We start from the raw sequence: 12557 nt of genomic DNA on the forward strand, positions 1-12557 counted from the left end.
CGGTGTTCGATAGTTCGTTTTCGCTTCGCTCACGGCCGCGGCGAGCCGAACGGATAGACTTTTGTGGCTTGCCGTGACGTCACATACAGGACGAACCTGATCGACGATAACGAATGAATGCGACGAGACAGGTCGGCGAGTAATGACTGCGGTGTTCTTCAAGCGGTCGACGGACGGGCTGGCGGTCGTGGACCCGATCGAGCGCCGCCAGTACGAGTTGGCGACGAGCGCGGTACGACCGACGTCGGTCGAACTATCGCGCTTTCGCTTTCCGATCGAGAGCGCGGTGGCGATCCGGACAGACGGGATCACGCTGCCGAGCGTGGTGTCGGTCCACGTCCGTGACGGGTCGGGCGTGGTGATCGACCGTGCCGAGCATCACGCGGACGAACGGTTCCCGGCCGGCGAATACATCCTGGAGGTGAGCGCGCCGATCAAGCTCTATCTGCGGGTCGAAAGCCCGCTCCGGATCAGTGCCGACGCGGAGGGAATGGCGATCGAATTCGATGGCGAGCGCGAAGTGCTGGTCGGCGCGCGATCGCATCACGAGCGACCGGCGGCGACGGTGCAAACGCCGGCCGAGCCCGAGGCGATGATGACGGCGATCTCGACGTTCGGGTCGGCGCTGAAGACGACCAGTCCGGAACGGTCGTATCCGACCCTGCGGGGCCATCCGCCGANGATGATGACGGCGATCTCGACGTTCGGGTCGGCGCTGAAGACGACCAGTCCGGAACGGTCGTATCCGACCCTGCGGGGCCATCCGCCGATGGTGGAGTTGGGAGATTCCTTGGATCTGGCGGGACTCGAACCACCCGAAACGGGTGTGACGATCGAGATTCCTCCTGAATACGAATCGATCTACGCGGTTGCGCCGCTCGCGTACTATCTTGGTGCGACGATCAAACCGGATTCCGAGCCGCTGTTACGGACCGATCGCGGGTTCGAGCAGTCGCTCGCCGGTCCGCAGGGGTTCGAGCAAACGGTCGCGCGGACGCTCAAGCAAGCGTTCTTCATGGACTGTCTCACTCGGACCGAGGGCTGGACGCCGATTGACCTCCGCGAACGGCGACTGTTGGAGGACGATCTGGAGTTCGATTTTCCGGAACTCTACGAGCAACCGCTGGCCGCGCAGCTCGAAACGTATCTCTCGATTCCCTACCGGACGATCGCCGAGCACGTGCCGGCGTGGAAGCTCACGGCCACCGTCACGGCGACGGCCGACAGCATCGAACATCTACCCTTCGTCGTGTCCGATCTCGCCGTCGTTCGGTCCGCGCGGACGCGCGAAGTCTCGGTGCCGAACGTTCGATCGGCCGCGCTCGACACGTTCCTGCGCGACGACACGCGGAGTACGGGCACCCAGCCGGGCGGCGAGAACACGTACGTCAAACCGCTCCGATCGGATTCGCTGGAACAGACGTGGATCGGTGAGGGAACGCCGCTGGGGGCGAGCAAGGCGTCGCTGGCGGCCTATCGCAACCGATTGGAACGGACGCCCGCCGAGGGCGACATCGAGATCACGGTCGTCTGTAACGNAAGGCGTCGCTGGCGGCCTATCGCAACCGATTGGAACGGACGCCCGCCGAGGGCGACATCGAGATCACGGTCGTCTGTAACGACGCGGCGATGGACGACGAGCGCGTCGTCGAGGCGAGCTATGGCGAGCGGGCCGATCTTGCCTTCGACGTGACCGTCGCCCACGACCTGACGACCGACGAGCTGGCGGACGTACTCGCCACCCGGACGGACTTCCTCCACTACATCGGCCACGTCGATAGCGACGGGTTCGCGTGCGCGGATGGCCGTCTCGACGCCAGAGAGGTCGATTCAGTGGGTGTCGATGCGTTCCTGCTCAACGCCTGTCAGTCGTATCGACAGGGGATGGCGTTGATCGAGGCCGGTGCAATCGGCGGGATCGTCACGATTTCAGATATTTTGAACAGCGAGGGCGTCAAGATGGGTCGTGCGCTCGCGCGATTGCTGAATGCTGGGTTTCCACTGGGCTCTGCACTCGAAATCGCACGTGGCGAAAGCATCATGGGCGACGAGTATCTCGTGGTCGGGGATGGCAGGTTAGCGATCACGCAGGCTGCTCACCTGCAACCGAACCTGTGTGCAATCGAGCGTATCGACGGTGCATTCGAGGTAACGTACAAGACTTTTCTCACGTCGCGAGCCGGTATCGGAACCGCTGTACGACCGGAAATCGGTGACAACACGAGCCATTATATCTCGTCCGGTGACGTACACTCCTTCGATCTTTCCGAGGAGGAACTCGCCGAGTTTCTTTCGCTCGAAAACATCCCGGTGACGGTGCAGGGAAAATTGGATTGGAGTCGGCGTATCGATGTCGGATCCGTCTGATTCAGGGGCCGGCTATTCCAGTGTGATTGGCCGCCACGGCCCCCATCTGTGACAGCAGCACGGTCAGGCTGAACAGCGCGGCGAGCGTTTTCGGATGGCGGTGCAGATACGTCCGGAGTTGGTCATCGGACATGACATTCTCACCCATGCTCGCCCCGAATATGAATATTTTCGAATGTATCATACAAAAATAATAAAAATATTATTTCTTCGTCTATATACTAAATACAATTCAATTTCCGGATTCGGCCGAAAGTACCGGTGAGCAGTCGTGACAACGGCTTCGAGGGGATGGCGTATTTACGTTGTTACCAGTTACCGATGCAGGTCGTAGCGAGGACGAACAGCGCAGTCATCGCTCGCGCGGCTGTCGGGAGGGTGGAGCGACGCGGCAAAGAACGCTTACGAGAGTTTCGTACGCAGATCGTCCCAGCAGTCGGGACAGACCTGCCGATCGACGCAGTAGCGTTTGATATCGGCTTCGTCGCCCATGAACTGCTTCGTCGACCGCGTCGTGTCCTCGATTTCGAGGGTGACGCAGTGGCGGGGTCGTTCCTCGGAGACGCCCGCGCCACAGAGTGGACACGCTGCCATACAGTATCCCTTTGTGATACGAGCAGATAAATCTATCTAGCTATCAGCGAAGATATCGTTCCGCCGGACGAACCTCGATCGTTCTATCCGCTGTCGGCGAGCGGACCGGCGAAGTCGTCGACCGGCATCACCGAATAGTCGACGGTGAGGGTGTTCTTCGTCGCCCGGATCTGCCCGACGAACGCCGAAATCGACTCCAGCGAGCCGTCGAGGATGAACAGTTCCATGCAGTAGCGGTTGCCGACGTGGCTGTGGAAGTTCGCGGCGACGAGCCCCTCGTGTTCGTGGCGCAACCCCATCAACCGCTCCTCGACGCTCGTGGTCTCGTAGTTGAACAACACCGTGACGACGCCCATGAGTTCGCGATCCTCCAACCGGGCGTCCTCGAACTCGCCGAGGAGGTCGCGTGCGGCGTCACGAACCACCTCGCTGCGCCCGGTGTAGCCGTGATCGTCGGCGAACTCGTCGATCCGGTTCAGTAACTCCTCTGGCATCGAAACGCTGACGACGGTCATATGTCAATCCACGACGGCTGCACTACTAAACCTTAGCAACACGGCGCGATAACGGTGGCCGTGTTGTGAATCAGTCGTCGAGCGTCTGCCAGGACAGCCGCGGGTTCCGAGCGGCGTCGGCCTGATCGATACGACCCGCCGCGGTCCGCTCGGGCGCGGTTTCGAGCGCCTCGTCGTCATCGTCGGCCGCGTTGTTGAACGCGCGTGCGAGCTGATCAAGCGCCGCTTTGGTCTCGGCTTCGGTCGGCTCGGTCATCAGCGCCTCGTCGACGATCTCCGGCCACTTCGTCGTCGGTGGATGGACGCCGTAGTCGAGCATCCGTTTGGCGACGTCCGCCGCGTCGCGGTCGGCGCTCGCGACGAACTCGTGGTGGAACGGCGAGAACGGGATCTCGTACTCGATCTGACTGGCGAGGTAGTTCGCGTTCAGCACGGCTTTCGCACTCGTGTCCGTGAGCCCGCTGTCGCCGAGTCTGGCGATGTAGGCGTAGGTCTTGAGCAGCACGAGCCAGTTGCCCGCGAACCCGTGGACCTTGCCGATCGTGTGCTCCGGCTCGACCCGTTCGTACTCGCCGTCGCGCTCCTCGATCTGCGGTGACGGGAGATAGGGTGCGAACTCCTCGACGACGCCGACCGGTCCGGCGCCGGGGCCGCCACCGCCGTGAGGCGTCGCGAACGTCTTGTGGACGTTGTAGTGCATCACGTCGAAGCCCATGTCTCCTGGTCGCACGCGCCCGAGCAGCGCGTTGAGGTTCGCGCCGTCGTAGTAGAGCAGCCCGCCCGCCCCGTGGACGATCTCGGCGATCTCATCGATATCGCGCTCGAACAGACCCAGAGTATTGGGGTTGGTGAGCATCAGCGCCGCCGTGTCGTCGCTCACCGCCGCTTCGAGCGCGTCGACGTCGACGCGGCCGTCCTCGGCGCTCGGCAGCGAGACGACGTCGTAGCCAGCGAGCGCCGCGCTGGCGAAGTTCGTCCCGTGAGCGCTCTCGGGGACGATGATTTCTGACCTACTGTTGCCGTGCTCTTCGTGGTAGGCCTTCGCGACCAGAATGCCAGTGAACTCGCCGGCGGCCCCGGCGGGCGGCTGGAGCGTCACACTGTCCATCCCACCGATGCGCGCGAGATACGTCTGGAGGTGATGGCGGAGTTCGAGCGTCCCCTGCGTGCTCGCCGCCGAGCGCGCGGGATGGGTTCCCGCTCCCGGCAGCGCCGCCACGTCCTCGGTGAACTTCGGGTTGTACTTCATCGTACAGCTACCGAGCGGGAACGGACCGCTCTCCACGCCGTAGTTCATCTGCGAGAGGCGCGTGTAGTGGCGGGCGAGCTCCGGCTCCGAGGGATCCGGCAGTTCGACCGACTCACGAGTGAGGTCGTCCGGCAGCGGCGACTCGTCGACCGTGACCTCCGTCGAGCGTTTCTCGGCGAGCAGCGGTTCGTAGCTGCCCGCGTTCTCGTCGCCGTCCTCGCGCGTCCACGTGGCCTGATCGTATCTCATGCGACCACCTCGACGGCCGCGGCGAGATCCTCGATCTGCCCGGCGTTCGTCTCGGTGACACAGAACTGCAGGAGCTGGTCGTCGATGGCGTGGACCGCGAACCCCTCGTCTTCGAGCTCCTCGCGCATCTCCGCGGCCGGCCGGTCGGTTCGGACGGTGAACTCACGGAAGTGGTGACGGTCGTGGGCCGGTGCCTCGACGCCGTCGACGTCGTCGAGCCGGTCGGCGAGATCGCGCGCGTTCGTCACGCAGTCCTCGGCGAGCCCGACGAGCCCGTCGGCACCGAGCCACGCGGCGTGCATCGCGGCCCTGAGCGCGACCCACGCCTGGTTCGTACAGATGTTGGACGTCGCGCGCTCGCGGCGGATGTGCTGTTCTCTGGTCTGGAGGGTGAGCGTGTACGCCCGGTTCTCGTCGCTGTCTTCCCCCACGCCGACCAGCCGTCCCGGCACCTGCCGGAGGAAGTCCTCGTGTGTCGCGAACAGACCGAGGCCGAGCCCGCCGCTCGCACCGAGTCCGAGCGCCGCGTCGCCGACCACCACGTCGGCCCCGACGCTTGCGGGTTTTTCGAGCAGCGACAGCGCGACTCCGTCCGTGCCGAGACAGAACAGCGCGCCGTGCTCGTCGGCGAGTTCGCCGATCTCGCTCAGCCCTTCCTCGATGGTGCCCCTGACGGTGGGGTTCTCGGCGTACACCATCGCGCAGTCGTCGTCGAGCGCGTCGGCCAGCGCCTCGCGGTCGGCGTTGCCGTCGGCCATCGGATAGCGCTCGATCGTCGCGTCGGTGCCGGCGAGATAGTTCTCGAGCACCGCGCGCCGCCCATCGGCGAGCAGTTCGGGGATTAGCACGCGAGTGCCGTCGACCGAGCGTGCCCGGAGCGCGAGCGTCGCGGCCTCGCCGAGCGCGCTCGCACCGTCGTACATCGAACAGTTCGCGATCTCCAACCCCGTGAGCTCGACCAGCATCGACTGATACTCGAACAGCGCCTGGAGGAACCCCTGTGCGATCTCGGGCTGGTACTGCGTGTACGAGGAGAGGAACTCCGACCGGTCCGCGAGGTGGTCGACCATCGACGGTACGTAGTGGTCGTAGTGACCCCGCCCGAGAAACGCCGTGAGATCGTCGTCGCGGTCGAGGTGGAGCTGTATCTCGTGGCGGATCTCGCGCTCGCTGCGCGGTGCGATGCCGAACTCACCGTCGAAGCGAACATCTTCCGGAATGTCGAACAGCTCTTCCTGACTCTCGACGCCGATCGCGTCCAGCATCGCCGCCGTCTCGGCGTCGGTATGTGGCGCGAACGGGCTTCCACGGCCGGTGTCGCTCATCGCCGCCCTCCCGTGTCATGTGGGGACATTCGATACCGGGCGTCCGGACGCGGTCCATATCAGACCGTCGGTCTCGGTGACGCGTTACTCGACCTGGTCGCGGTACTCGTCGGCGCTCAGCAGTTCGTCGAGACCGCTCTCGTCGGCGAGATCGACCTCGACGAGCCAGCCCTCGCCGTAGGGGTCGTCGTTGAGCAGTTCGGGCGCGTCGAGCAGTTCGTCGTTTGTCGCCGTCACGGTGCCCGACACCGGCGAGTAGAGATCGGAGACGGCCTTGATCGACTCGACGACGCCGAGCTGTTCGTCGTGGGCGATCTCCTCGCCTTCGTCGGGGAACTCGACGAAGACGATGTCGCCGAGTTCGTCCTGGGCGAAGTCGGAGATCCCCACCCGTGCGGTGCCGCCGTCCTCGCTTGCCCATTCGTGGCTCTCCATGTAACCGCGGTCGTCGGGAACGTCGAAGCTCATCGTTCGTAGAACGGGAGCGCCGTGATATGTGCATCTTTCGCCTCGCCGCGGACGACGATGCCGATCTCGGTTCCCGGCTCGGCGTACTCGGCGGGCACGTAGCCGAGCCCGATCGGCGTTCCGAGGGTGGGGGCCATCGTCCCGCTCGTCACCGTGCCGATCGTCTCCCCGTCGCTGCTTTGAATATCGTAGCCGTGGCGGGGCACCGCGCGCTCGTCGAGTTCGAAGCCGACGAGTCGTTCGTCGGGCCCGGACTCCTCGACCGCGGCGAGCGCGTCCCGACCGACGAATTCAGTACTGGTATCGACCGCGAAGCTGATACCCGCCTCGTAGGGATTCCGGGGATTCGCCTCGCTATCGAAGTCCTGGCCGGCGAGCAGGAGGCCGGCCTCCATGCGCAGCGTGTCGCGCGCGCCGAGCCCACAGGGCTGGCAGTCGAACGCCTCCCAGACCGCCTCGGCGTCCGTCGACGGGAAGATCACTTCGAAGCCGTCCTCGCCGGTGTAGCCCGTGCGCGCGAGGAGGCCCTCGCTCCCGGCGATCGTCGCGTCGGTCGCCGCAAAATTCGGGAGCTCCGCGAGCGCATCGTCGCCGGTCGCCTCGGCGACGAGATCGGCGGAGTCGGGTCCCTGAACCGCGATCATCGCGTACTCCTCGGTGCGGTTCTCGACCGTGGCGTCGAGATTCCACTCGTCGCGGTGGGACTCCCAGCGCTCCTCCATCGCGACGTCGTTGCCCGCGTTCGGGACGAACAGGAACTCCTCGTCGCGACTTTCGGGCAATCGGTACAGCATCGTGTCGTCGAGGATCACTCCCTCGGAATCGGTGATCGCCGCGTACTGTGCCGTGCCGGCGTCGACCGTGCGGACGTCGTTGCTGGTGAGTCGGTTCATCAGTTCGTCGGCGTCGGGGCCGGAGACAACGATCTCGCCCATGTGCGAGACGTCGAACTTGCCGACTGCCTCGCGAACGCTCTCGTGCTCGCTGCGGATCGAGTCGAACTCGACGGGCATCTCCCAGCCGCCGAACTCGGTCGTTTTCGCGCCACGATCCTCGTGGGCCGCGCCCAGCGGTGGTGTGCGAAGCGCCATACCGCCACCTCACGCCGCGGGCTCTAATGGCTTGCTTCCGGCGACCGATTTTTACACCCCGGCGTCGTCGCGTTCGTCATGACAGAGACCCGGGCCGAGCGCGCGGCACGAGCGGCCGACGTCGGCGCGAGCGTCGCGCTCAACTCGTTCCGCGGCGAGCTCGCCGTCGAGACCAAGTCGACGAAGACCGATCTCGTCACCGAAACCGATCGCGCCGCCCAGCGCCGCACGGTCGAGTGCATCCACGAGGCGTTCCCCGACGACGCCATCGTCGGCGAGGAGGCGGACACCAGAAAGACCGTGCCCGAATCGGGTGCGGCCTGGATCGTCGATCCCATCGACGGGACGAACAACTTCGTGCGCGGGCTCGGCATCTGGGGCACGGTCGTCGCCGCCGTCGAGGACGGCGAACCGGTCGCCGCGGCCACGGTTCTGCCCGTCCTCGGCGACAGCTATCTCGCCGACGAGAACGAAGCGACGCTCAACGGCGAACCGATCCGCGTGAGCGCGCGCGAGGATCCGGAGACGTTCGCAGTCACGCCGATCCTCCTCGGCGGCGAGTTCGGAGCCACCGTGGGCGCGCTCGCCGAGCGCTTCGGCGACATCCGCCGGTTCGGCTGCGCACAGGCGACGCTCGCGGCGGTCGCCAGCGGCTCGCTCGACGCTGCCGTCGCTACTGCACAGTTGAGTCCGTGGGATACGGTCGCTGGCGCGCACATGATTCGGTGTGCCGGCGGGACGGTGACCGATCTCGCTGGCGAGCCCTGGCAGCACGACAGCGACGAACTGATCGCCTCGAACGGCGAGGCACACGAGGAACTCCTCGCCACGCTGCGTGACGCTGCGGAAAAATCGTAGCAACCGTGCCGCCCGCGCCGGGTTGTTAGCTGCTGTGCGGCGGTTCGTCGCGGTGGTTGTCCGGGTTTGCGGTCTCACGAGCGGCCGCCTCGCGTTGCTCCGACTCGACGTCGACCTCGCCCTCGGCGGCCTCCTCACGGGCCTGCTCCGCTTCCTCCTCGCGTTTCTGCTTGGCTTCCTCGCTCGTTTCGTCCTCGTTGTCTTCTTTCTCCTTTGCGAGCGTGACGTCGCGTTCGTGGGGGTTGTCCTCGCTCATACGTGGCTGTCGGTTCGTTGCGCCCTTCAGTCCCCGCCCTGCCTGTGATGGGTCGTGAAGCCGACACCGCCACGGCTTTGTCCGTCCTCACGGAAATCGGTGCATGCGCGAGCGGCTTCGTGAGGCGGTGTCGGGATCGAGCGACGAGCCAGCGGTCGGCCTGTTCGTCGACGGTCCGAACGTCCTCAGAAACGAGTTCGACGTCGATCTCGACGACGTCCGCGCGCTCGCCGCCGAGCGTGGTCGCCTCTCGGTCGCCCGGCTCTATCTCGACGAGCACGCCACCCCGGGACTGATCCAGGCCGCCGAGGCGCGCGGGTTCGAGGTCTGCATCACGAGCGGCGACGTCGACGTCAAACTCGCCGTCGACGCGACCGCCGCGATCGACGACCTCTCGCTGCTGACGATCGCCTCACGTGATACGGATTTCAAACCGGTGCTCGAACACGCCGCCCGCCGGGGCGTCGAGACGTTCGCCATCGCACCCGGCGAGCATGGACGGTCGGACGCGCTGCGCAACGCCGCCCACGACGCCGTGACGCTCGAATGAACAACCGCTTTGGGCCGGCGCGCGCGTAGAGTGGACATGGAGTTCGACACGCCGGTTCTCGACAACCATCTCCATCTCGACCCCGAGCATGGGCGGGGGATGGAAGCGGTGCAGGACTTCGCTCGATCGGGTGGGACGCATCTGCTCGTCGTCAACAAACCCTCCTGGACGCTCGGGATCGGCGTCGACGAACCCGAGGAGTTCCGGGAGGTCTTCGAGACCACCATCGAAATCGTCGACGAAGCGAGCGAGATCCTGGATGGCCGCGCGTGGCCCGTCCTCGGGGTGCATCCGGGACTCGTCAGTCACCTCATCGAGCGCGGATTCACCCCCGACGAGGCCGGCGAACTGATGCAAGCCGGGCTCGACGTCGCCGCCGAGTACGTCCCCTCGGAGGCGCTCGCGCTGAAATCCGGCCGCCCGCACTACGACGTTTCGGCGGACGTCTGGGACGCGTCGAATCGGGTCCTGCAACACGCGCTCGCGCTCGGGGCCGAGAACGACTGTGCCGTCCAGCTTCACACCGAAGCGAGCGAGGACCTCACCGAGATCGCCGACTGGGCCATCGAGCGCGATCTACCTACTCACCGCGTCGTCAAACACTACGCGGGCGGGCGACTCGCCGGGCCGATGCCGAGCGTGATGAGCGAGAAGGATCGGTTGGAGGAGGCCGCCGAGCGAGACGAGCCCTTCCTGATGGAGACCGATTTCATCGACGATCCCGAACGCCCGGGGGCCGTGCTGGGGCCGAAGACGGTGCCGCGGCGCGTCCGGTGGCTGCTCGACGAGGGGTTCGACGACGCCGTGCGAACCGCCCACGTCGAGACGCCTCGTCGAGTGTACGGGATCGAGACGCTCGGCTAACGAAAAGGCCTATCAACAGCAAAGCGCTCGAAGCGGGTATGAGCAGCAGTACACCCCCCGACGAGTTCTACACGGAGGAGCGCTGGCAGAACTGGCTCGATCGCCTGCGCGAGACCGATCTCGATCCCGACGACGAGGACGCCGCCCGACTGCTCTGGAACCTTCAGGAGGACGCCGCCATCGCCGTCACGAAGATCATCACCGCCTTCGACGACGAGGAGCTCAACGAGGAGATGGCGCTCAAGGAACTCGCCGACGCTCGCGAGATCGTCCTCGACGACGTCGACATCGAGGACGAGGAGACGCTGCTGCTGGTCGACGGCGTGCAGACGTCGCTCGTCTGTGTCTTCTACACCGCCGAACTGTACGTCGTCGAGGGCCCCGACGACGAGGATATCGAAACCCATCTCGAAGCGGCGAGCGATGCCGAGGCCGACGAGGAGTTCGACGACGCGCTCGACCACTGTGCCCGCGCCGGCACGCGCATCGTCGACGGTGCGACGATCGATCCCACCCTCGTCGAGGACGTCGGCTACGGGCCCGTCGCCGAGTGGATCAACGGGCTCGGCAGCCTCGAAAGCGCGCTGAGCGATCCCGAACTCATCGAAGAGGACGAGGACGTCGCCTGAGCATGGTCGACCGGGACGACCAGCGTCGCTCCCGCCGAGCGGCGCTGCGTGCACTCGGTGCTGGCGCGCTCGTGGCGAGCGCCGGCTGCGCGTTCGACGGTGGATCGAACGGTTCCGACACCGAGAACGACTCCGAAACAGTCCCCGAGACGACTGCGGACGGCGAGCGAACGCGCCGCCCGACGCAGGAGCAGTCGATCATCACGACCGCACCGGCGGCGACACCGCCGAAAACCAACGCGTCGGAGCGGATGACGGATGGGCAGATGACGGACGAACGGACGACGAACGGACGAGCGACGAATCGCACCGCAACCGGTGCGACGGCCGATCGAACGGCGAACACGACGCGGACCGAATCGGCGAGCACGAACCGTACGTCGGAGTCGGCGGAAACCACCGCGGAAGCAGCGGATCTCGACGCCGGTTGGACCGAGCGCGCTCCGCTGCCGGTCGTGGGAAGCGACGCGGGCGGCGGCGTGCTCGACGGCAAACTCCATTTTTTCGGCGGCATCGAGACCGGCGTTCGGCTCGAAGCGGTCGCACGGACCTTCGCGTACGACCCGAGCGCGGGATCGGAGGGTGACTGGGAGCGCCTGCCCGATCTCCCGCGAAAACTGTGGGGGCTCTGTGGCGTCGCGACCGACGACGCGCTGTACAGTTTCGGCGGCGCACCCACCAACGCGCCCTACGAGGGCGGTCCGCCGTCGGACGCGATCTTCCGCTATCGGCCCGGCGACGGCTGGACGGAGCTCGCGGCCAGCTGTCCGTACCCGAACTGGGTGATGGGCGGGCTCTACAACCCACAGGACGGACTGATCTACTGCGTGGGCGGCGGTACTGGCGATCACGACGCCCCCACGGCGACCGATCACGGCTTCGACGGCGAGGGCGTTCCGGGAACCTACGACGAGCGACGGCTCTGGACGTTCGATCCCGAGGCGGATCGGGTGGCCGACCCGGATCTCGCACGGATGCCGAACGCCAAGCGCTGGCCGACGGTCGCGCTGTTCTCGGTCGATGGCGACCAGTATCTCCACGCCATCGGCGGGCTGTCGGGGACGACCGGGCCGATCGACTCGAACTTCAGATACGATATCACGGCCGGCGAGTTCGAGCGCGCGCAGCCGTTACCGCGAGCGGGCACTTACGCGACCCACTCGAACCCGGTGATCGACGGCCAGGCCTACCTCACCCACGGCATGTTCTGGGAGGGCGAATCGACGATCGACCGCTACAAGCCGATCGCCCACCGCTACGATCCCACCGCCGATCGCTTCACGACGGATCTCCCGAAGCCGACACACCTCCGCGGCGGGGCGACCTCCGGCGTCGTCGACGGTACGCTCTACGTCGTCGGCGGCCACATCAAGCGCTTCGACGAGAACGACCTCCACGACTGCGTCGACTACAACGAGGCGTACACGCCGGCCCGCGAGTAGCGATTGTCGCACAATATCGACCTCTACTGACGTCCCGACCGATCGGAGCGACCGACGAAACGGGCTGTTATTTCGTTCGCTCCGCCCGTGCAATCGTGAT

13 protein-coding genes and 1 pseudogene are annotated in these 12557 nt (G+C 65.8%); 6 read left to right on the plus strand and 8 right to left on the minus strand.

The genetic code is table 11. The annotated features are described in order from the left end of the window. The first annotated feature begins 142 nt into the window (after positions 1 to 142). Positions 143 to 2367 (plus strand): annotated as a pseudogene (locus tag C451_RS24385) (hypothetical protein). 1 nt (position 2368) lies between these two features. Here C451_RS24385 and C451_RS24040 read toward each other — a convergent pair. The 7 genes from C451_RS24040 to gcvT all read right to left on the minus strand — a co-directional run bounded on the left by C451_RS24040 (position 2369) and on the right by gcvT (position 7858). Further along, positions 2369 to 2500: a DUF7503 family protein gene (locus C451_RS24040; protein WP_275039326.1), complete on the minus strand. Its 132-nt coding sequence runs from the start codon at positions 2498 to 2500 to the stop codon at positions 2369 to 2371. Positions 2501 to 2769: 269 nt separating this feature from the next. Further along, positions 2770 to 2961, minus strand: coding sequence for a hypothetical protein (locus tag C451_RS06685; protein WP_007739069.1), 192 nt, complete (start codon positions 2959 to 2961; stop codon positions 2770 to 2772). A gap of 83 nt (positions 2962 to 3044) precedes the next feature. Further along, complete coding sequence (locus C451_RS06690) at positions 3045 to 3476, minus strand: CopG family ribbon-helix-helix protein (protein WP_007739071.1); 432 nt, start codon at positions 3474 to 3476, stop codon at positions 3045 to 3047. Positions 3477 to 3546: 70 nt separating this feature from the next. Further along, positions 3547 to 4974, minus strand: coding sequence for an aminomethyl-transferring glycine dehydrogenase subunit GcvPB (gene gcvPB / locus C451_RS06695; protein ID WP_007739073.1), 1428 nt, complete (start codon positions 4972 to 4974; stop codon positions 3547 to 3549). After that, positions 4971 to 6299, minus strand: coding sequence for an aminomethyl-transferring glycine dehydrogenase subunit GcvPA (gene gcvPA, locus C451_RS06700; RefSeq protein ID WP_007739075.1), 1329 nt, complete (start codon positions 6297 to 6299; stop codon positions 4971 to 4973). Before gcvPA ends, gcvPB begins: the two co-directional genes overlap by 4 nt. 84 nt (positions 6300 to 6383) lie before the next feature. Then, positions 6384 to 6767 (minus strand): glycine cleavage system protein GcvH, encoded by a 384-nt coding sequence (gene gcvH / locus C451_RS06705; RefSeq protein WP_007739076.1) that lies wholly within the window; start codon positions 6765 to 6767, stop codon positions 6384 to 6386. After that, positions 6764 to 7858, minus strand: coding sequence for a glycine cleavage system aminomethyltransferase GcvT (gene gcvT / locus C451_RS06710; protein ID WP_007739077.1), 1095 nt, complete (start codon positions 7856 to 7858; stop codon positions 6764 to 6766). Before gcvT ends, gcvH begins: the two co-directional genes overlap by 4 nt. A gap of 78 nt (positions 7859 to 7936) precedes the next feature. On the opposite strand from gcvT, the gene C451_RS06715 reads away from it, so the two are divergent. Then, on the plus strand, positions 7937 to 8716 hold the full coding sequence (locus C451_RS06715; RefSeq protein WP_007739078.1) for an inositol monophosphatase family protein: 780 nt from the start codon (positions 7937 to 7939) through the stop codon (positions 8714 to 8716). Between the two features lie 25 nt (positions 8717 to 8741). Here C451_RS06715 and C451_RS06720 read toward each other — a convergent pair whose 3' ends face one another. Continuing rightward, complete coding sequence (locus C451_RS06720) at positions 8742 to 8972, minus strand: hypothetical protein (RefSeq protein ID WP_007739079.1); 231 nt, start codon at positions 8970 to 8972, stop codon at positions 8742 to 8744. Between the two features lie 103 nt (positions 8973 to 9075). Here C451_RS06720 and C451_RS06725 point away from each other — a divergent pair, with 103 nt between their 5' ends. The 4 genes from C451_RS06725 to C451_RS06740 are packed head-to-tail and all read left to right on the plus strand — an operon-like array spanning position 9076 to position 12457. Continuing rightward, positions 9076 to 9522 (plus strand): NYN domain-containing protein, encoded by a 447-nt coding sequence (locus C451_RS06725; RefSeq protein WP_007739080.1) that lies wholly within the window; start codon positions 9076 to 9078, stop codon positions 9520 to 9522. A 36-nt stretch (positions 9523 to 9558) separates the two neighbouring features. After that, a complete protein-coding gene (locus C451_RS06730) occupies positions 9559 to 10386 on the plus strand; it encodes a TatD family hydrolase (protein ID WP_007739082.1) in 828 nt (275 codons plus the stop codon). Positions 10387 to 10424: 38 nt separating this feature from the next. Beyond that, on the plus strand, positions 10425 to 11015 hold the full coding sequence (locus C451_RS06735) for a DUF2150 family protein (RefSeq protein WP_007739084.1): 591 nt from the start codon (positions 10425 to 10427) through the stop codon (positions 11013 to 11015). A 2-nt stretch (positions 11016 to 11017) separates the two neighbouring features. Then, positions 11018 to 12457 (plus strand): hypothetical protein, encoded by a 1440-nt coding sequence (locus tag C451_RS06740; protein WP_007739086.1) that lies wholly within the window; start codon positions 11018 to 11020, stop codon positions 12455 to 12457. The last annotated feature ends 100 nt before the right edge of the window (positions 12458 to 12557 follow it).

The organism is Halococcus thailandensis JCM 13552, assembly GCF_000336715.1.
Taxonomy (GTDB): Archaea; Halobacteriota; Halobacteria; order Halobacteriales; family Halococcaceae; genus Halococcus; species Halococcus thailandensis.

Bases quoted from the DNA above. Each gene is read 5' to 3' on its own strand.
- C451_RS06740 (WP_007739086.1), top strand. From the start codon at position 11,018: ATGGTCGACCGGGACGACCAGCGTCGCTCCCGCCGAGCGGCGCTGCGT.
- C451_RS06690 (WP_007739071.1), bottom strand. From the start codon at position 3,476: ATGACCGTCGTCAGCGTTTCGATGCCAGAGGAGTTACTGAACCGGATC.
- gcvH (WP_007739076.1), bottom strand. From the start codon at position 6,767: ATGAGCTTCGACGTTCCCGACGACCGCGGTTACATGGAGAGCCACGAA.
- C451_RS06735 (WP_007739084.1), top strand. From the start codon at position 10,425: ATGAGCAGCAGTACACCCCCCGACGAGTTCTACACGGAGGAGCGCTGG.
- C451_RS06685 (WP_007739069.1), bottom strand. From the start codon at position 2,961: ATGGCAGCGTGTCCACTCTGTGGCGCGGGCGTCTCCGAGGAACGACCC.
- gcvPB (WP_007739073.1), bottom strand. From the start codon at position 4,974: ATGAGATACGATCAGGCCACGTGGACGCGCGAGGACGGCGACGAGAAC.
- gcvPA (WP_007739075.1), bottom strand. From the start codon at position 6,299: ATGAGCGACACCGGCCGTGGAAGCCCGTTCGCGCCACATACCGACGCC.
- gcvT (WP_007739077.1), bottom strand. From the start codon at position 7,858: ATGGCGCTTCGCACACCACCGCTGGGCGCGGCCCACGAGGATCGTGGC.
- C451_RS06720 (WP_007739079.1), bottom strand. From the start codon at position 8,972: ATGAGCGAGGACAACCCCCACGAACGCGACGTCACGCTCGCAAAGGAG.
- C451_RS06730 (WP_007739082.1), top strand. From the start codon at position 9,559: ATGGAGTTCGACACGCCGGTTCTCGACAACCATCTCCATCTCGACCCC.
- C451_RS24040 (WP_275039326.1), bottom strand. From the start codon at position 2,500: ATGTCCGATGACCAACTCCGGACGTATCTGCACCGCCATCCGAAAACG.
- C451_RS06715 (WP_007739078.1), top strand. From the start codon at position 7,937: ATGACAGAGACCCGGGCCGAGCGCGCGGCACGAGCGGCCGACGTCGGC.
- C451_RS06725 (WP_007739080.1), top strand. From the start codon at position 9,076: ATGCGCGAGCGGCTTCGTGAGGCGGTGTCGGGATCGAGCGACGAGCCA.